Source organism: Sphingomonas sp. Leaf9, from assembly GCF_001421355.1.
Lineage (GTDB): Bacteria > Pseudomonadota > Alphaproteobacteria > Sphingomonadales > Sphingomonadaceae > Sphingomonas.
The window spans coordinates 634110-657388 of sequence record NZ_LMKC01000001.1 but is presented as its reverse complement, the minus strand read 5'-3'; the positions used below and the strand labels follow the sequence as shown (position 1 = coordinate 657388).

The following is a 23279-nucleotide window of genomic DNA, read 5'->3' as shown; positions in this document are numbered from 1 at the left end:
CGTCGTGCTCCACCCGATCTATGACGTGTGGCCCAAGAGCTGCACGATGTCCTTCCCCGACACCGGTCCCGACACCGTATCGGCCGGGGCAGGGGCGGCGGCACCGGCGGCCAATGCCCCGCGCCGGTCGAGCGCGTCGAATGCGCCCGACACCAGCCCGGTACCCGCCGAATCGATTCCCAGCGCATCGGACAACAGCGCCGAATAGGCTTTGCGCGGGATCTCCACCGCGCCCATCGTCGCCAGATGATCGGTCTGGAACTGGCAGTCCAGCAGCCGAAATCCGCCAAATTTCAATCGCGCGACCAGCCATGCCAGCGCGACCTTCGACGCGCTGGGCGCGCGGCTGACCATCGATTCGCCGAAGAATGCCTGTCCCAGCGCGAGGCCGTACAGCCCACCGGCAAGCCGGTCGCCGTCCCATATCTCGACCGAATGGGCGAAGCCCATTTCGTGCAGCCGCAGGAAGGCGCGCTCGATCGTGCCGTTGATCCATGTCTCGGGCCGGTCGGACGCGCTTTCGGCGCAAAGCTCGATGATCTCCTCGAACGCGACATCGGCGGTGACGCGGTAGCGATCCGACGCGACCAGCTTGCGCAGCGACCGCGACAGGTGGAACCCGTCGAGCGGCAGCACGCCGCGCAGCTTCGGCTCGACCCAATAAATGCCGTGCGCATCGCGGTCGTCGGCCATCGGAAAGATGCCGCTGGCATAGGCGCGCAGGACCGTCTGCGGGTCGAGGTCGAAATCGGGAGCCATCGGACGCATGCTAGAGCGGTTTCCGGTCGGACTGAACCATTGTCAACGCGTTGCCCGCCGTTCCGAGACCGATAGCCGACCTCGTCACCCCGGGCTTGACCCGGGGTCCCGCTTGTTCTGCTACCGTCGGAAAGGAGCGGGACCCCGGGTCAAGCCCGGGGTGACGTTGTAGACGTGAACACCGGTCCGCCCCGACAATCGCCGCTCACTCCCCGGCCAGATAGCGGGCAACCGGTTCGATCATGTCCTCCGGAATGCGCCGCGCGATGACCGGCATTGTCGCCTGATCCTTGCGCGCGTCGACCACTTCCTTTTCGCCGCGCCAATGGCGCAGCCGCCCGGCGATATAGACCGATCGCTGGCCATCGATCACCGGGAAGCGCTTGACCCCGGCGGCGTCGTGGCAGCTGCGGCAGGCGGGGAGCTGCTTGTCGGGCAACCCACGCTCGACGATCTGTCGTGCCGCTGCATCGCCATTGCCGCCACGGCCCGGCGCGATGCCCGGCATCGCAGCGAAGCGCTGCGCCAGCGCCACGCGCTCTTCGGGCGTCAGCTGTGCGGCGGCATTGCCCATGACCGCGCTCTGGCGGTGGCCGGCGGCATAGGCTTCGAGCGCGGCGGCGAGATAGGCGGGGTTCTGCCCGGCCAGGATCGGAATGTCGCGCTGACCACGACCCAGGCCGTCAGTGCCATGGCAACCGGCACAGCTGTCGAACCGACCGTTCGCCGATCCGAACCCCTGTGCATTGCTGCCCGCCAGCACGCGATATTCGGCCGGGGTCATCGTCGGCAGGCGCCGGACAAAGGCAACCATGCGCTTCACCTCGTCCGGGCGGTCCTTCGCGGCCCAGGCAGGCATGCCGCTGAACTTCACGCCGTGTTCCAGGATCCAGAACAGCTGGCGGTCGGTCCATTCCTTTGCGTTTTTCGACAGGTCGGGGGCAGGGGGCGTCGCTGCCTGCATCAGCGGCAGCGGCCGGACGCCCGGCGCGCCGTGACACGATGCGCAGGACGACGCGTAATAGCCCGCCGCGCTGACCAGCCCGCTATCGTCCTTGGCGTCCTTCGGCGTTGAGAAGGCGGCATGGGTCTGCACCGAATTGCGCATGACCCAGTGCAGGAACCAGTCGCTGATCGCCCAGTGGCCCGACGATGCCGCGACGTTGAACAGCCCCGACCAGGCAAAGGCCATGCCGAACGCAAAGATGCCGAGCAGCGTCACGATCACGCGCTTCCAGGTGAGGCGGATGGTCATGGCGTCGGCTCCGGGTGGCGTAACAGGGTGGCGAGCAGGGCAAGGCCGCCGAGGAAATAGCTGGCCGCGCCGATCATCAGCATGACGACCCCGCCCAGTTGCTGGTCGGCCAGCGCGTCGTGCATCCCATGCGCCATCGCCGGATAGAGCGGACGCGGCGCAAGGCCGATCAGCGCGCCGAGCAGGGTCATGTGCATCGAGGTCAGCAGCAGCGCGCCGACCCCCGCCGCGCGCCGATCCGGTCCGGTGCCGAGCACGGCGGCCCACAGCAGCCACCCGGCCAAAAGGAACATCGCCTGTTCGACGATCATCGCCGCCAGATGCGTGTCGGCCAGCATCCTGAGCGCGGGCAGATGCCAGCCCCACACCGTTGCCAGCTCGACCAGCGACATGGCAAGCGGCGTGACCGCCTGCGGCCAGCGGCGCGCGGGATCGAAGCGGGTGTCCGCCAGCCCGAACGCCAGCAGCGGCGCAGCGATGGCGACGGCGATCATGTGCCCGGCCATATGCCCAACCATCCCCGCCTGCGCCGCCGCCAGCCACCCGGCGGGCAGCAGCACCAGCCCCACGATCAGGCTCGTCCGCCTCATCGGCAATCCGTTAGGAACAGCACCGGCGCGGCGGTGAAGATCACGCCGACGAAACTGAGCGCCGCCAGCAGCACGGTGGAGAAGGCGAGGAAGCGGATGCGGTCGCTGTCGGTGCCTTCCTCATGCGGGGGCACGTCGCCGGGCACGCGCGACTGGAGGTGGGCGACGATTCCCGCCGCCAGGATCAGCGCGAGCGCAATCACCGTCCCGACCGTGTAGAGGATCGGAAAGCGCGGAAACCCGCCGACCTTCGCACAGTGGATTGCGGCCCACAGGTAGGAGAACAGGAAATGCACCGCCCATACCGTCGGGGGCACGATCAGCGACCAGAGCGTGACCTTCAGCTTGGCCACCATGCCGTGCAGCCCGCGCTTCATGCGACCCCCGGAAACAGGCCGATCGTCGTATAGGTGACGATGGCGGTGAGCGCCATGAAGTGCTGATAGACCGTGATGTTGCGCAGGTCGGCGTCATGCGTCGGCGTCATCCGCCCGGCCATGCTGCGTGCCAGCGTATAGGCCTGCATGATCGCACCGACGCCGGCATGGGCGGTGGTCCAGATCACCAGCACCCACACGATCGCGGGATAGCTGTGCAGTTCAGGATCGAGCCCGGTGGTCAGCGGCCCCTGCAACCCGGCCCAGATGCCGGCAAGGCTGGCAAGGATGCCGAGCGCCAGCAACCCGCGCGCTGCACCGACGCCGCCCCGCTTGTTGCTCTCCCGCGCCGCCACGGTCGCGATCCAGCTGACCGCCGCGACGGCCAGCGCCACCATCGGCCAGAAGGTGCCGGGGCCATCCATGCCGGGGCCCGAAGGCGGGAATTCGGGATGCACCGTCCAGAAGAAATAATAGCCGAAGACGAGGCCCGAAAAGGCGGTCGCGTCGGCCATCATCGTGATGAACATCGCCCACCATCCGGGCGCTGCCGATCCGGAGACATAGAGCGGCAGTTCGATGCCGTGCCCGATCGGCTTGGACGGCTTTTCCGGAATTTCGGCGGTGCCGGTCCACAGCCAGTAGAGGACGAAACCCAGCGTCGCGATCGCACCGGCCAGCGACCACCAGTACAGGTGATAGGTGGTCAGGATGAACACGCTGCCCAGTGCAATCGCGGTCAGCATCGGCACCCAGCTGGGCGTGCCGAGGCGCACGACATAGAGCGGGCGCGCGTCGAGGACGGTGGTCACGATCGTCTCGCGCCGGCCTTCCTCCGCATCGGGCAGGAAGAAGCGGCCTTCGTCGACCTTCTTCACGAAATCCTTCTGGTCCCAGATTGGGTAGCGGCTCTCGATCAGCGGGACCGAACGGATGCCCCAATCCTCGTCATCGGGATGCGCCAGCCATTCGAGCGTGCCGGCATGCCAAGGATTGCGCGCCGCCTTGGGCCGCCAGGGCGACCGGGCGAGGTCGATGCAGACGACCAGTGTGCCCAGCGCAAACAGATAGGCACCCATGGTCGAGGCAAGGTTGAGGTAATCGATGCCCAGTTCGCTGGGGTAGGTGAACACCCGGCGCGGCATGCCGTACAACCCGCTGAAATGCATCGGGAAGAAGGTCAGGTTCGCGCCAACGAACAGCATCCAGAACGCGGTGCGGCCCATCTTGTCCGACAGTTTCTTGCCGGTAATCAGCGGCCAGTAATAATAGAGGCCACCGAACAGCGGCAGCAGCGTGCCGCCGATCAGCACGTAATGCAGATGGGCGACGACGAAGTAGGTGTCGTGCGCCTGCCAGTCGAACGGCGCGATCGCGACCATCACGCCGGTCAGCCCGCCGATGACGAACACCGCGAGCGAGCCGCTGGCAAAGAGCAGCGGCGTCGACCATTTGACCTTGCCCGCCCACAATGTCGCGATGAACGCGAAAATCTGGATGCCGGTCGGGATCGCCACCGCCTCGGAGGCCGCTGAGAAGAAGGCGAGGCTGATCTTGGGTAACCCCGTGGCGAACATGTGGTGGACCCAGAGGCCAAACGACAGGAACGCGGTGCCGACCGCCGCCAGCACGATCCATGGATAGCCGAGCAGATGCCGCTGGGCAAAGGTCGGGATCATCATCGCGAACAGCGCGATCGACGGCAGGAAGACGATATAGACTTCCGGGTGGCCGAAAATCCAGAACAGGTGCTGCCACAGCAGTGGATCACCGCCGCGCGCCGCATCGAAGAACGGCCAGTTCAGCAACCGCTCCATTTCGAACAGCACGTCACCCGCGATCAGCGGCGGGAAGGCGAACAGGATCATCACTGCGACGACCAGGATGTACCACGCATAGAGCGGCATCAGGTTGAGCCGCATCCCCGGCGGCCGGCACTTCAGCACGCCGACAATCAGCTCGACCGCCGCCGCCACCGAAGACACTTCGATGAAGCTCAGGCCCAGCATCCAGATGTCGGCACCCAGCCCCGACAGGTCGGTGCGGGTGGTGAGCGGCGGATACATGAACCACCCGCCATCGGGCGCGGCATTGAAGAAGATCGACCCGCTGACAAACACGCCGCCCAGCAGGAACGACCAATATCCGAACGCCGACAGCCGCGGAAACGGCAGGTCGCGCGCGCCCAGCAGCTGCGGCAACAGGATGATCGACACCGCTTCAAACATCGGCACGGCGAACAGGAACATCATCATCGAACCGTGCAGCGTGAACAGCTGGTTGAAGCTGTTCGCCGAGACGAGATCGTTTTCCGGCACCGCCAGCTGGGTGCGCATGATGAGCGCCAGCACGCCCGCGAACAGCATGAAGCCGAACGCGGTCAGCGTGTACCACGCCCCGACGCGGTTGTTGTTGCAGTCGGTCCAGCGCAGGAAAATGCCCTGCGGCGCTTTCCACACGGCACGAAGGCGTTCCTCCTGCGCGGCGCGGAGCGCGGGATCGTCTTGCGCGTGTAGGCTCATTTCAGGCTTTCCAGATAGGCGGCGATTGCCCGTGCGTCTTGACGCGGCATTTGCGGATAGGCGGGCATCCGCGCGCCGGGCTTTACCGCCGGCGCATCGACGATGAAGCGGACCAGCGCGTCGCGGGTCATCGGCATCGTGCCCGCGCCCAGCGACGTGCGGCTGCCGATATGGGTCAGGTCCGGGCCGATCTGCCCGGCGGCGGGCGTGCCGGCGATGGCGTGGCAACCGGTGCAGCCATTGGCGGCAAAGGCGCGCGCACCGGCGGCGGTGTCGGCGGCCGGGGCGGCGGGGCGGCGCTCGTTGGCCAGCCACGCGTCGAACGCGGCCGGCTCCATCGCCACCACGTCGAACGCCATCAGCGCGTGGCTGAGGCCGCAGAATTCGGTGCAAACGCCGCGGAACTTGCCGGCTTTTGTCGCGCGAACGACCAGTGTGTTGGTGCGGCCGGGGATCATGTCCATCTTGCCGGCCAGCCCCGGAATCCAGAAGCTGTGGATCACGTCGCCGGCGGTCAGGTCGAATTGCACGACGCGGCCGACGGGCACGCGGATTTCGTTGGCGGTGACGACCGGCGCGGCACCCGGCGGTTGATAGCGGACGCGCCACCAGAATTGTTCGCCCTGCACCGCGATGCGCAGGTCGTTCTTCGCCACCGGCAGCGGGCGCATGGCGGGCAGGCTGTAGAGCAGCAGGCCCAGCAGCACGACGACCGGCAGCACGCCGCCCAGCCACCCGACAAGCCGCATACCGCTCCGCAGGGTCAGCTTGCCCTCCGGCGCGCGCACGGCGGTAATCATCAACGCCGCGACACCGGCGGCGATGATGATCGCGCCGATCAGCATGATGACGGTGAGATGGCGGACGGTCGCGGCTTCGTCGCCGAACACGTCGAGCGCCGATTGATGCCGGTTACATGCCCCCAACAACAGCAGCGCGGCTGCACCCAAACTGGCTTTCAAGCCGCGCATATTCCCCTTTCGCCCCGCGCCGATGTATACGGCACGGTAACGAAACGAGATTTCAGCGCGGGCGTTCCATCCGCACTGCAATTGGTCCGCTGCGCGCCGGAATGTGCAGGCCGTCCTTGGCGATCCTGACGACCTTGCCATCGATCGTCGCGCGTCCGGCCTCGCCCGCCAACGGCCATGGCAGCACGAACCCGCCGGGTGGCATCGCCCCGCCGTCGATGGTCGCGACGACGACATCCCCGTCCGCCCGGATGGCCAGATCGACCGTGCCGTACGGCGTGCGCAGCCCGCGCACGTCCGATCCCGTGCCCGCCAGCCAATCGCCGTCCAGGCCACCCGCCAGCACGATCGCTTGGCTTTCCGGTTCGACATAGGCAAACAGGTCGAGTGCGGCGCGAATATAGTCCGACGCGACCCATGCGTGCGGCACGTCGCCCAGGAAGCGGATTTCGCGCGGGTCGCGCCCGACGACCTCGGCCCAGCCATTCCACCCGCCCGGCCGCCGGTCGCCCATATAGAAATCGAGCATCCGGTTCGCCCGGTCGCGCCAGCCCAGCCGAACCATCGCCGACACATTGCGCAGCTCATAGGGGGTATAGTCCGCCCAGTCGCTGCTGACCGGCCGCGCCATCACCCGCCGCCATTGCTTGTCAAAGGTATTGGCCAACAGCGTCGGGTCCAACCGCGCCTGTTCCCCCGCCGGGTCGAGGCCCATGGTGGTCGAGGTCGCGTCGAAATCGCCCATGCTGGTCGCACCGGGGAGATAGTCGATCTTCCAGAATTTGACTGCAGCGCCGATGGCGGCGTGCAGATCGCGCTGGAACCGGTCGCGCTGCGCCTCGATCTCCGCCGCCTCCGGCTTGCCCAGCACGCGCGCGGCGAAGGCGGCGTCCTTGTATCCGGTCAGCGCCCAGAAATCGTCCCACAGGCTATACTGTGCCTTGGCCGAATAGCCCTCGTGGCTGATCGATGGCGGCATCAGCCCGAACAGCATCCGCCGCTCGGGGGTCTGGTTGGCCGCCGTCCGTTCGGATTGGGCAAGGGTTTCCATATAACGCCGTGCTGCGTCCAGTTTCGGCCAGTCGCGCGCCAGTGCCGCCTTGTCCCCGGTATAGCGATACAGGTCGGTGACGAGGTGGATATACTGGCCGTGGCTGTCGTTCTCCGGCACCGGATCGGGTCCGCGGGCATCGACGCAGCACGGCACCTTTCCGTTCGCAAACAGGTTCGGCCCATACCAGTCGGCAAAGGCGCGGCCGGGGGCGACGACGCCCATCCGCAGCATCGTTTCCGTCATCATCGCGCCATCGCGAATCCAGCTCCGGTCGTAGGAGCGGGTGCCGGGCTTCAGCGCGGGGCCGTCGCGGCTCATCAACACCTGCGCCAGCGCCGACTTGACCGTATCCGCCAGCGACTGCTTCATCGCCGGCACGGTCATCGTCACTGCGCCCAGCGTCCGCTGCCAGCTGGCACGGGTCGCGGCATGGGCGGCGTCGAGTGTCGCCTGCGTTACGGGCGCATCGCCGCCCAGCGCCATCGCCGTCGTCCAGCTTGCGCCCGGTGCCAGCGTAACGTCATACGCCAACCCGCCCGAGGCGAGCTGCGTCGGGTCCTCGACCCGTACTGCCGTGCCCGGCGTTGCAGGATCGGTCAGCGCCCCTCGATCGAATGGCGTCGCCCATGCCTGTGCCGGGGCAGCGAGCGGGAACAGCCGCCGGGTGACCGCCGCATCGCCGGTGATCGCACCGGGCGTCGTCACCGCCATCGCGCCACCGTCCCACGCCAGCGTCGAAATCGGGCTGACCCCGCCGCGCTGGCTGAGAAACTGCGCAGGCGGGTTCACCTGAAACGGCCGCACCGCCAGCACGAGGCGGAGCGTGCGTGGGCTGTCGCCGGTGTTCTTCAGCGTCCAGCGCGCCATTAGCCGCTTGCTGTCAGCATCGGCGAACAGGCTGGTGTTGAGCGTCCATCCGCTCGCAGTCCACGTCGCATGCGGGATCGGCAGATAGCCGTCTTCAAGGGCATGGCCGGTGGCAACATCGCTCCATGCGATCGTCCGGCCATTGTCGACCACGAACGGTTCGACCGAGAAGCCACCCTTGGCGATCTCGACCGCGCCATCCTCGCCGATCAGCCCGCTGACCGCGCCGCCGTCGCTGGCGACCAATGTCCAATAGCTTTGCTCGGTGAAGCTGCGCGGAAAGCGGCCGCGCGGGGCGTTACGCGCCAGGCCGGCGATAAACGCATTGGGTGTTTCCGCCCAGGCGCGGTCCTTTACCTCGACCTCGGCCAACCCCGTCGCACCGCTGATCCGCAGATAGCGGGTTTCGGTATCGGGCAGCGCGATCGGATCGCTGCCGCCATCGCCTTGGCGAACGCTGCGCAGCGTGCGCCAGCGGCGACGGTCGTCGCTAGCTTCGATGGCGTAAGCGGGCGCGGCACCGGCCCAGTGCAGTACCACCCCGCCCAGTTCGCGCTGGCCGCCGAAATCGATCGTCACCGGCCCCTTGGCCACCGTCGTCCCGTCGCCATCGATGGCTTTGCGGTCGCTCGCCACCGGGGCGGGCAGCGGGCGGGGCGGGGGCAGGGCTTCGAAGGTCCAGTCGTCGATCTCGATCGTACCCGCACCGCCGTCACGCCCGCGCACGACGACGATCTCCACCGCCTGCGTCAATTTTAGCGTCTTGTCGGGCGTCGGCCCCCACGCGAACTGCACGTCGCGCGGACGGATGCGCAGTTCCTGCCAATCCGAAGAGGGACGAAAATTGGGCTTGGTCACCCACCAGACATTGGTGCCGTCGGCGTCGGTGAACTTGATCTGCAGGTCGTTGACCCCGCCCGAGCCGCGGATTTTCACCCGCATTTCCCAGTTTGGCGGAAAGGTGATCGGCAGCGTCCGCCGGACGAAGGCGTAGCCCGACACCTTCGCGAAATCATAGAGCAGTTGCAGCGCCTTGTCGGTTGCGCCTGGCACGGCGGTCGCGGTGGCGCTCACGCCGTCCGACGATGCCGCGCGCCATGCCGCCACACCGTCGAACCGGTCGAGCGGCTGTGCCTGTGCCGCCGCCGCCAGCAGGACGAACGGGATCACGCCAGCCAGCCCCCCTTGAACCCGGCGCGTTCCAGCCCGCGCCGGATATGCGGGTTCCGGCGCATCACCTCCCAGATCATGCCGGATCGGCGGTTTTCGATCATCAGCACGATCGGCCCCTGATCGATCCCCAGATAATCGCCATCGACCCAGCCCACGCCCGGCACCAGCTTGCCATGCTTCAGCGGTTCGTCGGTGCGGGTCAGCGTCGGGTTGAAGCTGTCGAGAAAGCCATATTTATCATAGATGCCCGCGCCATAGCGGGCGTGCATCGTCTTCACCATCGGCTCGACGATTTCCGGTGCGAAGGCGATCGATCCGAGCGCGGCAGTCGGCGCCAGCGTTCCATCGTCACGCTCGCCGGGGCCGCGCGCGGAATAGCTGTAGAATTCGCGCGGCTTGCCATCAATCGTGACGGTGAAGTCGCCCGGCCCGTCGCAGGCGGTCAGCCCCCAGCAGTCATTGCCATAGGCGACCTTGCCGCCCGGATTTTCATTGGCATAGGCGCGCTGGGCATAGGTCGCACGGCGGCTGTTCTCGAAATAATCGATGCCCTTGGAAGCGATATACGGGTCGCGGATGCCGCGGAAATCGATCCAGACATGGCTGTACTGGTGACCGAACATCGGCGCGAATTGCAGGTGCGGCTCACCCCAGCGATTGCCCCAGCTCTTGTCGAACTGCTGCGTCAGCGCGCCCCAGGTCGCAGGCGGCAGTGGATGCGTCGGGCTGGCCAGCGCCAGCACGTACAGGATCATGCCCTCGTTGTAGATATTCCAGTCGGAGCGGATGAAGCCGCTCTCCGGGTGCCAGCCCATCGACACGAACGGCGGGCGCGGCATGATCCAGTCCCATTCGACCGCGCGGTACAGCTGCTCGGCCAGCGCGCGGATGCGGACCTCGTTCGGATCGGCGCGGTCGAACCAGCTCTGCGCGAACAGCACCCCGCCCAGCAGCAGCGCGGTATCGATCGTCGACAGCTCGCAGCGGGCAAAGCGCTGCCCTTTGGTCACGCCGAGGAAGTGGTAGAAGAAGCCCTTGTAGCCGCTGAAACCCGTCGCGCCGTCGCCCTGCGGCGCGTCTGCGAGGAATTGCAGCGTGGTCAGCGTGCGTTCGGCGTGTTGCTGGCGGGTGATCCAGCCATGCTTTTCGCCAACGCCATAGGCGGTCAGCGCAAAGCCGATCGCGGCGATCGAGGCGAAGCTGGGCGTCGGCCACCGATCGGGCGCAAGGCCGGTCGCGGCATCGGTCGTGTCCCAGAAGAAGCGGAATGCGCGTTCCTGAATATCGGAAAAAAGGTCGGGATTGCGGGCAGGCGTGGGTGCGATCCCGGTCCGTGGCGTGCAGGCCCCGACAAGCGCGGCGGTGCTGGCGGCAAGGAAGAAACGGCGATCGATCACAAGCAGGCCCCTTTATTGGACACAAAAAAAGCCGGGACAGGCGGGGGAGCCTGTCCCGGCAGGGGAGGGAAGGGGTTAGAAGTTGAAGCCCGCCGACAGCTTGATCGTGCGCGGCTGGTTGCCGCCGATGCTGAACGACGACCGTTCGCCATAGACCGACTGCGTGCCGTCGGAGCGGCTGTTGTCGAGCGGCGAGTTGTTGAAGTCGATGTAGTTGCGATCGTTCATCAGGTTGATGATGTCGACGCGGAAGCGAATCCGCGCGGTATCGTTGACGAAGCGGATCGGAATGTACTTCGTGGCAGCGACGTCGAGCTGACGACGACCCCACTGGTCACCCAGGCTGTCGCGGAACCGGCCGACGAAGTTGCGCTGATACGGGTTCGAACTGTCGAACGAGTTCACCATGAACATCGGCGATTCGATCGAGAACTTGCTCGACAGCGTCAGCCCGATCGGCGTGTCGACGCTACCCGCCATGACGAAGCGGTGGCGCGGCACGCCGACCGACCGCAGCGTCGGGTAATCGTCGATCGACGGGAAATCGAGGCTGAAGGTTTCGCCGAACTGACGGTTTTCCGACGCTTCGGTGAAGGTGTAGGTCGCGTCGAGGCTCCATGGCGACGTCGGCGAATACGGCTTGGTCAGCTTGACATAGGCCGAGTCCGCGTCGGTCTTGAGACCATTGTCGCCGATGATGATCGAACCGAAGCCCGGCGGCGTGAAGCCGAACGGCGACTGCGGCGTCGGGTTCTGCGCCGTGGGGGCCGGGGCGAAGAACGACCCATCGGGGCGGCGGTTACCCAGCAGATACACAAAGCCATCGCGGCTCGAGATATGCTGATAGCCGACTTCAAGTTCGATCGGGTTGAACCGCGACCGGAAGCCCAGCGAGAACTGGTCCGAATACGGCATCTTCAGATCGTTCTTGATGAAGCGCAGTTCGCGCCCGCCGCCGGTGCTGCTCTGTGCCAGCTGCGCGCGGCCTTCCGCGGTCAGGTAGATCGGGTTCCACGCAATACAGGTCGCCGACGGGGTGCACGGGTTCAGCTGGTCCGCACCCTGGAACAGGAAGGTGCGCTGCTGGAAGGCACCGACCGACAATTCCTGCTGAAGGAAGTCGAACTGGTTGCGGTCGTACGACCGGCCGAAGCCGCCGAAGACGGTGAAGCGGCCATCCTCGTCGATGCGATACGTAAAGCCGACGCGCGGCTGGATGGCGCCCATGAACGCCTTCCGGTTGTTGCCGGTCGAGATATAGTCGTTGATGTTGTAATCGGCGTTCTGCAGGTTCGGATACTGCGCGGCCGAGATCGCGGTCAGGTTCGACTGCGGCGTCACGAAGTCGAGGAACGCGGGAGTGCGTTCGTAATCCCACCGCACGCCGAGGTTCAGCGTCAGGCGGTCGGTAACGTCCCAGTCGTCCTGCAGATAGATGCCGAACTGGAAGTTCTTCGACTCGATCGTCGAGCTGCCGAAGCCGCTGGGGGCACCGAAGACGAGGCGGTAGGGGACGCTGGTCTGGAAGCCGGTTGGGCTGTTGAGGTTCACATCATAGGTATAGGAACCGTTGATGTTGTTCTGTTCGAGCGTGGTGAGGTTGACCCACTTCGCCTTCACGCCGGCCTTGAAGGTGTGCCCTTCGAGGCCGGTGAAGGTGAAGTCGTTCTGGACGGTCCAGCCCTTCTGGCCCTTTTCCTGGAAATTGGTGCCGCCGCCGATACGCAGCAGGTCGATGCGGCGCGAACCGGTGCCGGTGATTTCGGTGCGCTGGAAGAACTGGTTGATATCCTGTTCGACCGGGCGCGGCGACCACAGCACGTCCTCGTAGGACACGCGGAAATCGTTGATCCAGTTGTCGGCGGTGTGCTGCCAGCGAGCGAGGCCGCGCACGTCCTTGACCGAATTGTTGGTCCGGGTGGAGAACGCATTAATGCCGCTGCCAAGGTCGTCACCGCTTTCCTTGCGGTACTTGCCCGACAGTTCGATCAGGTCTTCCCCGGTCGGGGAAATATCGATCTTGCCGAAGATCAGGTCTTCGTTGAACGTGTTGGTGAAGTTGCCGAAGCGCGAGCGCAGTTCGGCCGGGATCACGTTGATGTCGACGCCATTGCCCGGCAGCACGTCGACCGGGCGTTCCTGCCGCTTGCCTTCATAGCTGACGAAGAAGTGCGCGATGTCCTTGACGATGGGGCCACCCAGCGCGACGCCGTACTGCATGTCCTTCGTGTCGACCTTTGCGACGCGGGTCGGGAACAGTTCGGTCGGACGGCGATCGCGCAGGTCCTGATTGGTGTAGTCGACGAACCCTTCACCATGGAACTCGTTCGTGCCCGACTTGGTACCGGCCACGATCGCGACCGAACTGACCTGGTCAAACTCCGCCTTATAGTTCGACGACAGCACCTGATATTCGCCGATGGCGAGCTGCGGGAACGGGTTACCCGGAGACGAATCCTGACCCGTCACGCCGTTCTTGAGGACATAATCCTTCTGGCTGACGCCATCGATGAACACGTTGACCGAGTTGGAACGCTGCGCGCCACCCTGCAGGCGGGCCTGCCCGTTGGCGCCTTCCTCGACGAAGCGCACGCCCGGCGCCAAGTCGGCGAAGGCGAGGAAGTTGCGGTTGTTCTGCGGCAGCTGCTCGATCAGGCGCTGGGTGATGTTGATGCCGACCTGGCCGCCCGACAGGGTGCGGATGCGGCTGCCGGTGACGATGATTTCCTCGTCGTTCGACGCAACGCTGCCCGGATCGGTCTCGGTGGTTTCCCCGGCCGGCGCTGCGGCGGCGGTCGTCAGGTCGAGATCGAGGCCCGCATTCTGGCCGACACGCAGCGTGAATTCGTCCGAGTTGCGCGTGCCGTTGGCCAGCTGGATTTCCAGCCGATAGGTGCCGGCGCGCAGCGAGGCGAAGTTGTACGTCCCGTCAGCCCCGATGGTGGCGGTGCGACGGATACCGGTCGCGACCTCGACCGCGGTGACCTGCGTCGCCTTGTTATCGGCCGGCGACGTGATCGTGCCGCGCAGCGATGCCTGTCCGACCTGGGCATAGGCGGCGACCGGCGCGAGCACCGCCCCCGTCGCCAGCGTCGTGGCCGCGGCGAGTGCCGCGCGGAACATCGTATTCCTCATGCGTGTATTCCCCTTGTTTCCCGGTTTTCCGGGTCTTCCCTTGGTGAAGTGGTTTCGCGCACGACCAGCAGGGGTGCGCGCAGTTCGACGCTGCAATCGTCCCCGCCGTCGATCTGTTCGATCAGGCGGGCGACCGCACGTTCGCCGAATTCGGCGATGTCGATGCGCAGCGTGGTGAGCGAGGGCGAGATGAGCCGGGCGAGCGGGATGTCGTCGAACCCGGCAACGGCGATCCGGTCGGGTACGGCGACACCGGCGCGGCGCAATGCCATCAGGGCGCCGATCGCCATCATGTCGTTGGCGGCGAATACCGCATCGACGTCCGCCCCCTCCCGAACCCATCGTTCCGCTACCGAAACGCCCGAATCCTCGAGAAAGGTTCCGCGTTCGACGACCGGTTCGAGGCCTGCGTTGGCCATCGCTTCGCGGTATCCGGCAAGTCGTTCTTCGGCATCGATATTTCCCGCAGGCCCGGCGAGATGGAAAATGCGCCGCCGTCCGGTCGCGACCAGATGGTCGACCATGGCCCGCGCGCCGGCGGCATTGGCGATGCGCAATTCGGGACGCGGCTGATGATGCGGCGCACAGCTGAGCAGGACCGCGGGCACCCCCGGCGGCAGGTGGCCGAAAAGCTGGTCGGGGTCGATATGCGGTGCCATCACCACCAGCCCGTCGACCCGGCCGCGCATGGTGTGCAGCGCCTCCACGCCGCGCGCCGGATCGGCATGCATGTTCGACAGCAGCAGCTGCAATCCGCGCTCCGACGCCTCGCGGTCCATCCCGCGCAGCAGTTCGGAAAAGAATTCGCCGTGCAGGTCGGGCAGCACGACGCCGATCGCGTTCGACCGGGCAAGGCTGAGCGAGCGCGCGCCGGCATGGGGGACATAGCCCAGCGCCCGCGCGGCGGCCTCCACCTTTTCGCGGAGCGCCGGGCGCACATTGTCATGGCGATTGAGCACGCGCGACACCGATGCGACGGATACTTCCGCCGCACGCGCCACGTCGCGGATGGTGGCATTCGCCATGCGCTTGTCCGTCCACTCCCTGCGTCACCGCGCCCATCGCGGCGAATCCGACGGCCGCCTGCCGTTCGCTCTTGATGTAACCGGTTACAAGAATCTACAACGCGCTTCAACCACAGATTCGAACGACCGGATTTGAAACACAGGCGCGACAGGATCGTTGCGCAAACGACACAGAGGGGATCGCATGGAAGATATCCGCATTTCGCGCCGCGCATGGTTGATGGGCGCGGGCGCCGTGGCCGCGTGGAGCGCGTCGCCGGCACGGGCATTGCTGGCCCAGGCGGGCGATCGCCTGCCGGCATCGGTCGAGGCGATGATCGGCCAGATGACGGTCGAGGAGAAGGCCGGGCAGCTGACGCTGATGGCCGCCGCATGGGCCGGGGGTGCCGCCAATGCGTTGAACCCGATCAGCGCGACCGCGACCTTCGACGAACAGCTGGCACAGGTGCGCAGCGGCAAGCTGACCGGCGTGTTCAACGGCAATGGCGCGGAAATGGCGCGGCGGATGCAGACGGTGGCGATGCGCGAACAGCGGTTGAAGGTGCCGTTGCTGTTCGCCGCCGACATCATCCATGGATTTCGCACGGTGTTCCCGATGCCGCTGGCCGAGGCGGGCAGCTTCGACGCCGACCTGGCCGAGCGCACCGCGCGCGCAGCGGCAGTCGAAGCATCGGCGGCGGGTATCGACTGGACCTTCGCGCCGATGGTCGACATCGCCCGCGACCAGCGCTGGGGCCGCGGGATCGAAGGGGCGGGCGAGGACCTGCTGCTCGGCAAGGTCATGGCCGATGCGCGCGTGCGCGGGTTCCAGGGGCGTCGCGGGTTGACCGCCGACGATGCGGTCGCCGCCTGTGCCAAGCACTTCGCGGCCTATGGCGCAGCGGAGGCGGGTCTCGACTATAACACCGTCGACATTTCCGAACGCACCCTGCGCGAAACCTATTTCCCGCCGTTCCAGACCGCCTTTGCCGCCGGCGCGCCGACGACGATGGCGTCGTTCAACGAATTGTCGGGCGTGCCGGCCACCGCCAATCCGTGGCTGCTCGACACCGTGCTGCGCAAGGAATGGGGGTTCGGCGGGCTGGTCGTGTCCGACTATACCGGCGACGAGGAATTGATCGCGCACGGCTTTGCCGCCGATGCGCGCGACGCGACGAAGCTCGCCTTCCTGGCGGGCGTCGACATGTCGATGCAGTCGGGCTTCTACCTCAAGCATCTCCCCGATCTGGTGGCGAAGGGCGAGGTGCCGATGGCGCGGCTCGACCAGGCGGTGCGCCGCGTGCTGGCGCTGAAGGCGCAACTGGGCCTGTTCGACGATCCGTTCCGCCGCATCGATCCGCGCCGCGAAAAGCAGCGAGTGCGCACGCCCGCCCATCTGAAACTCTCGCGCGAGGCGGGTGCGCGGTCGATCGTGATGCTGAAGAACGATGGCGACCTGCTGCCGCTGCCCAAGTCCGGCAAGAAGATCACGCTGATCGGTCCGTTCGTGCAGGGACAGCGCGAACTGGTCGGTACCTGGAACGTGTATGGTTCGGATGCCGAGGCGGTCGACCTGCTGACGGGCGTACGCGCCGCCGTCACCGACCCGTCGAGCGTTACGGCAGTCGACGGGTCCGGCATCACCGACGCCATTCCCGGCGGGATCGAGGCGGCGGTGATCGCCGCGTCGCAGGCCGATGTGGTGCTGCTGGCGATCGGGGAGTCGCAAAAGATGTCGGGCGAGGCGCAGTCGCGCGTCGATATCGGCATCCCGCAGGCGCAGCTCGATCTTGCCGAAGCGGTGCTGGCCACCGGCAAGCCGACCGTCATCCTGCTGCGCAACGGGCGGGCGATGGTGCTGGACAAGCCGGTGCTGGACGCGCGCGCGATCCTCGTCACCTGGTTCCTGGGGTCGCAAAGCGGCCCGGCGACCGCCGACATCCTGTTCGGCGACATGTCGCCATCGGCGCGGCTGCCGGTCAGCTTCCCCTATTCGACCGGGCAGCAGCCTTATTATTATGCGCACAAGACGACCGGGCGTCCGAACCCGTCGGGGCCGCTGGTGCCGTACAAGGCGCATTATCAGGAGGGGGCGAACGCCGCGCGCTTCCCATTCGGGCATGGCCTGACCTATGGCCGCATCGCCTATAGCGACCTCGATCTGGGCGGCGGACGGCTCAACACCGACGGCGCGCTGAAGGTCCGCGCGCGCGTCACCAACAGCGGCACCCGCGCCGCGACCGAGGTCGTGCAGCTCTATATCCACGACGTCGCCGCCAGCATCACCCGCCCGGTGCGCGAACTGAAGGCGTTTCAGCGCGTGGCGCTCGCCGCCGGCGAATCGAAGATCGTGGAATTTACCCTGCCCGCCGACGACCTGCGCTTCATCGGCACGCAGAACCGCCCGACCGTGGAACCGGGCACGTTCCGCATCTGGGTCGCCCCCTCGGCCGAGGCGGAGGGCGTCAACGGCAGCTTCGTGCTGGCCTGACCCCACGCACCCGGTATCGGTTGTCGCACGTTAACCCATTCAACCCGAAGGAGAAGCGCGCAATGATCGATGACGGAAAGCAACCTAATCAGGCGGTGGGCGGCACGTCCGACGCTGCCAGCCCCGACGGCGTCAACACCGCCGGCGGCGGCGGTGAATCGGCGGGTGGGGCTTACCCCAACCCCCACGACGATAGCGACGCCGGTCGCTTTGACGGCGGGCAGAGCGAGAAGGACTATCATGGCGGTTCGGGCGGCGCGCACAACGACGCCACCGGAGCCGACCAGTCCGACGCGGAGTGATCCTGCAAGTCAAGCGGTGGCGAGCACGCCCTCTGCCATGACCAGCGTGCCGAGCGGGCCGGCTTCGTCGCCCAAACCCGCCGGCACGATCCGTTCGCCGATCGAGTGTTCGTCGACGAAACCCAGATAGCCGGCCAGCGCGGCGACGGTGCGGTCGCGCACCATCGGCAGGACGTGCGGCTGGCCCAGCCCGACTCCACCGCCGACGATGATGCGGGCAGGGGAGAGGGTGAGGAACAGCATCGCGAACGCCTCACCCAGTGCATCGGCAACGTCGCGCCACGCCGGATCGTCGGCGTTCAGCAGATGCGCCGGTTTGCCCGCCCGCGCAGCGATCGCCGGGCCGCTGACCAGCCCTTCCAGACAGTCGTCGTGGAACGGGCATGCCCCGGCGAAATCGTCCCCGGCACGACGCCGCACGCGCAGATGCCCGGCCTCGGGATGCATCATGCCGGTGACCGGCTGGCCGTTGACGATGATCCCCATGCCGACACCGGTGCCGACCGTGACGTACAGGAAATCGGACAGGCCGATGCCCGCGCCGTATCTGCCCTCGCCCAGCGCCGCGCCGGTCACGTCGGTATGGAACGCCACCCGGTCGAACCCGGCGGAAAGCGGCCCGACGATATCGGCGCCGGCCCACTGCGGCTTGGGCGTGGGCAGCATCCGCCCGTCCGCGACCGCGATCGGGCCGAAGCTGGCAATGCCGATCGCTGCCGGGCGATGCACCTGCTGCCATTCGGCCAGTTTCGCCGACAGCGCACCCAGCGTCTCGTCCGGGGTCGTGGTCGGTACGCGAAACCGGTCGACGATCGTGTCGCTCTGTCCGATCACCGCGATCGACTTGGTTCCGCCCAGTTCGACACCGGCAACCATCCTGTCCGCAACCATCGCTAGCCCTCTCCGCTGAAGCCCGATCCTGCCGCAACGACGATCGTCGCCGCAAGCCGGGGTATTGCGACCAGCCATTAACCACCTTCGCAATCGTTTGCAATTGCGCGCCCCGACCCGCACATTCTGCTGGCAGACCGATGGAATATGTTCGTACAAGCAGCGACATGGACGAAACAACTCCCTCCCGCGTACGGACGATCGCCGATCTTGCCCGGCTGGCCGGGGTGTCGCCCGGCACGGTGTCGCGCGCGCTGGCCGGAAAATCGCTGGTCAATGCGGAGACGCGCGACCGCATCCAGGCGCTGGCCGCCGAGCACAGCTTTCGCCCGAACCAGATGGCCAGCCGGCTGCGGACGCAGCGGACGGGGGTGATCGGCGTGGTCGTGCCGCTGGGCCATGAACGCCGCCAGCACCTGTCGGACCCGTTCTTCATGACGATGCTCGGCTTCCTCGCCGATCGGCTGACCGAAGACGGTTATGACCTGATGCTGTCGCGGGTCATTCCCGATGCGACCGACTGGCTGGAGCGGATCGTCGATTCGGGCATGCTCGACGGCGTGCTGCTGATCGGTCAGTCGGACCAGTTCCACACGATCGAACGCGTTGCCCGCCGCTATCGCCCGCTGGTGGCGTGGGGCAGCAGCAACCTGCCCGGGCAGGTCCATTGCGCGGTCGGTACCGACAATATCGCGGGCGGGCGGCTGGCCGGTGAACGGCTGATTGAACGCGGCGCGCGGCGTATCGCCTTTCTGGGCGAACTGCGCGCGCCCGAAATCCGCCAACGTTGCGAAGGGGTGGCGCAGGCGCTGGCCTTTGCCGGCATCGCCGACCCGCCGGTCCAGTTGGACACCCACCTCGCCTCCGACATCATGGAGCAGGAGATTGCCGCGCATCTCGACCGGGTGGGAGGGCAGATCGACGGGATCGCCGCCGCGTCTGACGTCATTGCGCTGACGGCGCTGCGCGTGCTTGCCGACCGGGGCATCCGGGTGCCGGCGGACATGCCGGTGGTCGGCTATGACGACCTGCCGCTGGCGATTAGCGCCGTGCCGCGCATCACGACCGTGCGGCAGGACATTGCACAGGGCGCGAACGAGATGGTGTCCGCGCTGTTCCGCCGGATCGCGGGGGAGGATGCGCCATCGGTGGTGATGTCGCCGATCCTGGTCGAACGCGACTCCGCCTGATCGCCGCGACGGGGCAGGGGCATCATCCCACTTGCGCCGCCCCCGCGCCCGACGCTATCGCAGCGCCTGCACAAGCGTGGGGCCTGTAGCTCAATGGTTAGAGCTGGCCGCTCATAACGGCTAGGTTGCGGGTTCGAGTCCTGCCGGGCCCACCAACGCTTGTGCTACGCGGCGTTTGCGACTAGGGCCGCGCTTCGCGTCGGGGAGTGGCGCAGTCTGGTAGCGCGCCTGCTTTGGGAGCAGGATGTCGCAGGTTCGAATCCTGTCTCCCCGACCATCCTTCTTCAGCGCTATCCACCGACCAGGCTCGGCCGGTCGATCTCGGCGATTGACCGTTCGCCGGTCAGCGTATGGATGAAGGCGCGGCCGATCATGATGGCATCCGCGCCCAGCGCCAGCATCTGCACCACGTCCAGCCCCGAGCGAATGCCGGAATCGGCAAGAGTCTTGATCTGGCCGTTCACCGCATCGGCGATCGGGAGCAGCGCTCGGGCGGTCGAGAGTACGCCGTCGAGTTGTCGCGTGCAGTGGTTCGACATGTCGATCCCGTCCGTGCCGAAACGTACCGCGCCGCGGGTGTCATCGTCAAAACGATCATCCTGACGACCATCGGAAGCCCAATCCTGACGTAGCTTCCGCTCCAGGTCGATGAAGCGCGCGGCAGGCGTTGGATAGAGTGGCGGGGCGAGGTGCGTGAGAAGCCATCTGAACCGGAACGACGGCTGGCGAGGCCGTCTGGGGCAGAAATCTAACAACTTCATACCGCGCCGCAGCGCGCAACATTCGATCACTGACCGGTCGCAATCGCGCCTTAATCACGCCATCGTGCTTCTGGTCGCGTAACGACCCGCTTCTGGCCATAAAAAAGGGGCGCCACCGTTGCCGGGGCGCCCCTTTTCGAACTCCGGTTTCCCGCGTCGCGGTGACGCGGGAACAGGAATTACATGCCGTTGTGCTCGGCTGCGTTCTCGATCGCGTCCGAAGCGTCTTCGGCGTTTTCCGAAGCGTTCATCAGGTCGGCCGCAACGGCTTCGTTCGAGGTGTTCTCAGCCTGGGCTTCCAGGTTGTCGGCCAGCATTTCCAGGTTGTCCGAAGCTGCGTCGGCAGCGTTGTCGGTCGGGGTGTTCTTGCAGGCTGCGACCGAGAGGAGGCCGGCGGCGGCGGCGACGAGCATGATCTTCTTCATTCGGGTTACTCCCTGAAAATTCCATTTCGCGAATATCCCGGCGTCACCGCCGTCGCGAGATAGCCGCAATAGCGCCTTCCCCGCCGCCGTCAATGTCCGATTGTGGCAGGAATGCGGCTTTGCGACCAATGGTGGACCGTGGCAGGGGCGCGACGAACCGCGAAACCCTCCCCAAATAGGGCAGAAACGCCCGGTTTCCGCAGCGTCATGCTGCGTCTGCGAATGGTGATCGCCCATCGCGCGCCCGTGCCGTGTATCGCAGCGTATACCGCATCGTAACGCCTGCCCGGCACAGGATAGCGGCTGGCCGAATCGGGCGGGGCCGCCTGCGTTCGGTCCATGGTGGCCGCGTTGCCAATTCGCCGGCCCAGCGCTACATCGCGGCAGAACCTGTCATACCACCCCCGATATTCGAAACGGAGCCTTCGGCAATGGCCGTGCAGTACAGCTATGTAATGAAGGGTCTGACCAAGACCTTCCCCGGCGCCAACAAGCCGGTGCTCAACAACATCCACCTGCAGTTCCTGCCCGATGCGAAGATCGCGATCATCGGTCCGAACGGCGCGGGCAAGTCGACGCTGATGAAGGTCATGGCCGGCATCGACACCGAATTCACCGGCGAGGCATGGGCCGCCGAGGGGATCAAGGTCGGCTATCTGCCGCAGGAGCCGAAGCTCGACCCGACCAAGACGGTGATGGAGAACGTCAAGGACGGCGTGCGCCCGGTCGCCGACCTGGTAGACCGCTTCAACGCCATCTCCGCCGAAATGGGCGATCCCCAGGACGATACCGATTTCGACAAGCTGCTCGAGGAAATGGGCGAGCTGCAGGCGAAGATCGATGCGGTCGATGGCTGGAGCCTCGACAACCAGCTCGAAATCGCGATGGAGGCCCTGCGCTGCCCGCCGGGCGATGCGTCGGTCGAAAACCTGTCGGGCGGTGAAAAGCGCCGCGTCGCGCTGTGCAAGCTGCTGCTCGAAAAGCCGCAGATCCTGCTGCTCGACGAACCGACCAACCACCTCGACGCCGAGAGCGTGGGCTGGCTTGAGAATTACCTCAAGGAATATACCGGCAACGTGATCCTCGTGACCCACGACCGGTACTTCCTCGACAATGTGGTCAACTGGGTGCTCGAGCTCGATCGCGGGCGCTACTACACCTACGAATCGAACTATTCGGGCTATCTGGAAAAGAAGGCCAAGCGCCTCGAGCAGGAAGAGCGCGACGAAGCCGGCAAGGCCAAGGCGATCCAGGACGAGCTGGCCTGGATGCGGCAGACGCCCAAGGCGCGCCAGACCAAGTCCAAGGCCCGCATCCGCGCGTTCGACGAACTGGTCAAGAACCAGGAGAACCGCGTCGTCGGCAAGGCGCAGATCCTGATCCAGATCCCCGACCGCCTGGGCGGCAAGGTGATCGAGGCGCAGGGCCTGACCAAGGCCTATGGCGACAAGCTGCTGTTCGAGAATCTCGACTTCAACCTGCCGCCCGGCGGCATCGTCGGCGTGATCGGGCCGAACGGCGCGGGCAAGTCGACGCTGTTCAAGCTGATCACCGGCCAGGAACAGCCCGATGGCGGCACGATCGAGGTCGGGCAGACGGTGAAGCTCGGCTATGTCGACCAGAGCCGCGACGATCTCGACCCCAACAAGAATGTCTGGGAGGAAGTGTCGGACGGCCTCGACGTGTTCCGCTTCGGCAAGCAGGAACTGGGCACGCGCGCCTATGTCGGCGCGTTCAACTTCAAGGGGCAGGACCAGCAGAAGAAGGTCGGCCAGCTGTCGGGCGGTGAACGCAACCGCGTCCATATCGCCAAGATGCTGAAGGAGGGCGGCAACGTCCTGCTGCTCGACGAACCGACCAACGACCTCGACGTCGAGACGCTGCGTGCGTTGGAAGAGGCGCTGGAGTCGTTCGCGGGCTGCGCCGTGGTCATCAGCCACGATCGCTTCTTCCTCGATCGCCTGTGCACCCACATCCTGGCGTTCGAAGGCGACAGCCATGTCGAATGGTTCGAGGGTAACTTCGAAGCCTATGAGGAAGACAAGCGCCGCCGCATGGGCGACGCGGCGGATCGCCCGACGCGCCTTGCCTACAAGAAGCTGACGCGCTGAGCTG

General features: G+C 66.3%; 17 protein-coding genes and 2 tRNA genes. 6 read left to right on the top strand and 13 right to left on the bottom strand.

What is annotated here, in order from left to right:
- Positions 1–18: 18 nt before the first annotated feature.
- From aat to ASE58_RS03100, 10 genes are all read right to left on the bottom strand, one after another.
- Positions 19–768 (bottom strand): leucyl/phenylalanyl-tRNA--protein transferase, encoded by a 750-nt coding sequence (gene aat / locus ASE58_RS03145; protein WP_055817761.1) that lies wholly within the window; start codon positions 766–768, stop codon positions 19–21.
- 196 nt (positions 769–964) lie between these two features.
- Entirely contained in the window at positions 965–2014 is a 1050-nt protein-coding gene (locus ASE58_RS03140) for a c-type cytochrome (protein WP_055759865.1), read from the bottom strand.
- Positions 2011–2604, bottom strand: a complete 594-nt coding sequence (locus ASE58_RS03135; RefSeq protein ID WP_055759868.1) for a cytochrome c oxidase assembly protein — start codon at positions 2602–2604, stop codon at positions 2011–2013. Before ASE58_RS03135 ends, ASE58_RS03140 begins: the two co-directional genes overlap by 4 nt.
- The gene (locus ASE58_RS03130) at positions 2601–2981 is read right to left on the bottom strand and encodes a hypothetical protein (protein WP_055759872.1); all 381 of its coding nucleotides are present in this window, start codon (positions 2979–2981) and stop codon (positions 2601–2603) included. Before ASE58_RS03130 ends, ASE58_RS03135 begins: the two co-directional genes overlap by 4 nt.
- Complete coding sequence (gene ctaD, locus ASE58_RS03125) at positions 2978–5503, bottom strand: cytochrome c oxidase subunit I (protein WP_055817759.1); 2526 nt, start codon at positions 5501–5503, stop codon at positions 2978–2980. Before ctaD ends, ASE58_RS03130 begins: the two co-directional genes overlap by 4 nt.
- On the bottom strand, positions 5500–6474 hold the full coding sequence (coxB, locus tag ASE58_RS03120) for a cytochrome c oxidase subunit II (protein WP_055817757.1): 975 nt from the start codon (positions 6472–6474) through the stop codon (positions 5500–5502). The genes ctaD and coxB overlap by 4 nt, the downstream gene beginning before the upstream one ends.
- 52 nt (positions 6475–6526) lie before the next feature.
- The gene (locus tag ASE58_RS03115) at positions 6527–9565 is read right to left on the bottom strand and encodes a discoidin domain-containing protein (RefSeq protein ID WP_235513471.1); all 3039 of its coding nucleotides are present in this window, start codon (positions 9563–9565) and stop codon (positions 6527–6529) included.
- The gene (locus ASE58_RS03110) at positions 9562–10965 is read right to left on the bottom strand and encodes a glucoamylase family protein (protein ID WP_055817753.1); all 1404 of its coding nucleotides are present in this window, start codon (positions 10963–10965) and stop codon (positions 9562–9564) included. The genes ASE58_RS03115 and ASE58_RS03110 overlap by 4 nt, the downstream gene beginning before the upstream one ends.
- 75 nt (positions 10966–11040) lie before the next feature.
- A complete protein-coding gene (locus ASE58_RS03105) occupies positions 11041–14100 on the bottom strand; it encodes a TonB-dependent receptor (RefSeq protein WP_235513470.1) in 3060 nt (1019 codons plus the stop codon).
- Positions 14097–15125 (bottom strand): LacI family DNA-binding transcriptional regulator, encoded by a 1029-nt coding sequence (locus ASE58_RS03100; protein ID WP_055817749.1) that lies wholly within the window; start codon positions 15123–15125, stop codon positions 14097–14099. Before ASE58_RS03100 ends, ASE58_RS03105 begins: the two co-directional genes overlap by 4 nt.
- A 184-nt stretch (positions 15126–15309) precedes the next feature.
- Here ASE58_RS03100 and ASE58_RS03095 point away from each other — a divergent pair, with 184 nt between their 5' ends.
- Both ASE58_RS03095 and ASE58_RS03090 read left to right on the top strand, forming a co-directional pair.
- Complete coding sequence (locus ASE58_RS03095) at positions 15310–17595, top strand: glycoside hydrolase family 3 N-terminal domain-containing protein (protein WP_055817748.1); 2286 nt, start codon at positions 15310–15312, stop codon at positions 17593–17595.
- Positions 17596–17657: 62 nt separating this feature from the next.
- Complete coding sequence (locus ASE58_RS03090) at positions 17658–17897, top strand: hypothetical protein (RefSeq protein ID WP_055817746.1); 240 nt, start codon at positions 17658–17660, stop codon at positions 17895–17897.
- Positions 17898–17906: 9 nt separating this feature from the next.
- On the opposite strand, the gene ASE58_RS03085 is transcribed toward ASE58_RS03090, so the two are convergent.
- Entirely contained in the window at positions 17907–18788 is an 882-nt protein-coding gene (locus ASE58_RS03085) for an ROK family protein (RefSeq protein WP_235513469.1), read from the bottom strand.
- Between the two features lie 167 nt (positions 18789–18955).
- Between ASE58_RS03085 and ASE58_RS03080 the strand changes: the two genes are divergently transcribed.
- From ASE58_RS03080 to ASE58_RS03070, 3 genes are all read left to right on the top strand, one after another.
- Positions 18956–19978 carry a LacI family DNA-binding transcriptional regulator gene (locus ASE58_RS03080; protein WP_055817741.1) on the top strand — a complete coding sequence of 341 codons (1023 nt, stop codon included), beginning with the start codon at positions 18956–18958 and terminating at the stop codon, positions 19976–19978.
- A 79-nt stretch (positions 19979–20057) separates the two neighbouring features.
- A tRNA-Ile gene (locus ASE58_RS03075) sits at positions 20058–20133 on the top strand.
- 45 nt (positions 20134–20178) lie between these two features.
- Positions 20179–20255, top strand: a tRNA-Pro gene (locus ASE58_RS03070).
- A 13-nt stretch (positions 20256–20268) separates the two neighbouring features.
- On the opposite strand, the gene ASE58_RS18530 is transcribed toward ASE58_RS03070, so the two are convergent.
- A complete protein-coding gene (locus ASE58_RS18530; RefSeq protein ID WP_082467630.1) occupies positions 20269–20739 on the bottom strand; it encodes an alpha-hydroxy-acid oxidizing protein in 471 nt (156 codons plus the stop codon).
- A gap of 179 nt (positions 20740–20918) precedes the next feature.
- Positions 20919–21164 carry a hypothetical protein gene (locus tag ASE58_RS03060; RefSeq protein WP_055759905.1) on the bottom strand — a complete coding sequence of 82 codons (246 nt, stop codon included), beginning with the start codon at positions 21162–21164 and terminating at the stop codon, positions 20919–20921.
- A gap of 431 nt (positions 21165–21595) precedes the next feature.
- On the opposite strand from ASE58_RS03060, the gene ettA reads away from it, so the two are divergent.
- Positions 21596–23275: an energy-dependent translational throttle protein EttA gene (gene ettA / locus ASE58_RS03055; protein WP_055817737.1), complete on the top strand. Its 1680-nt coding sequence runs from the start codon at positions 21596–21598 to the stop codon at positions 23273–23275.
- Positions 23276–23279 lie beyond the last annotated feature (4 nt).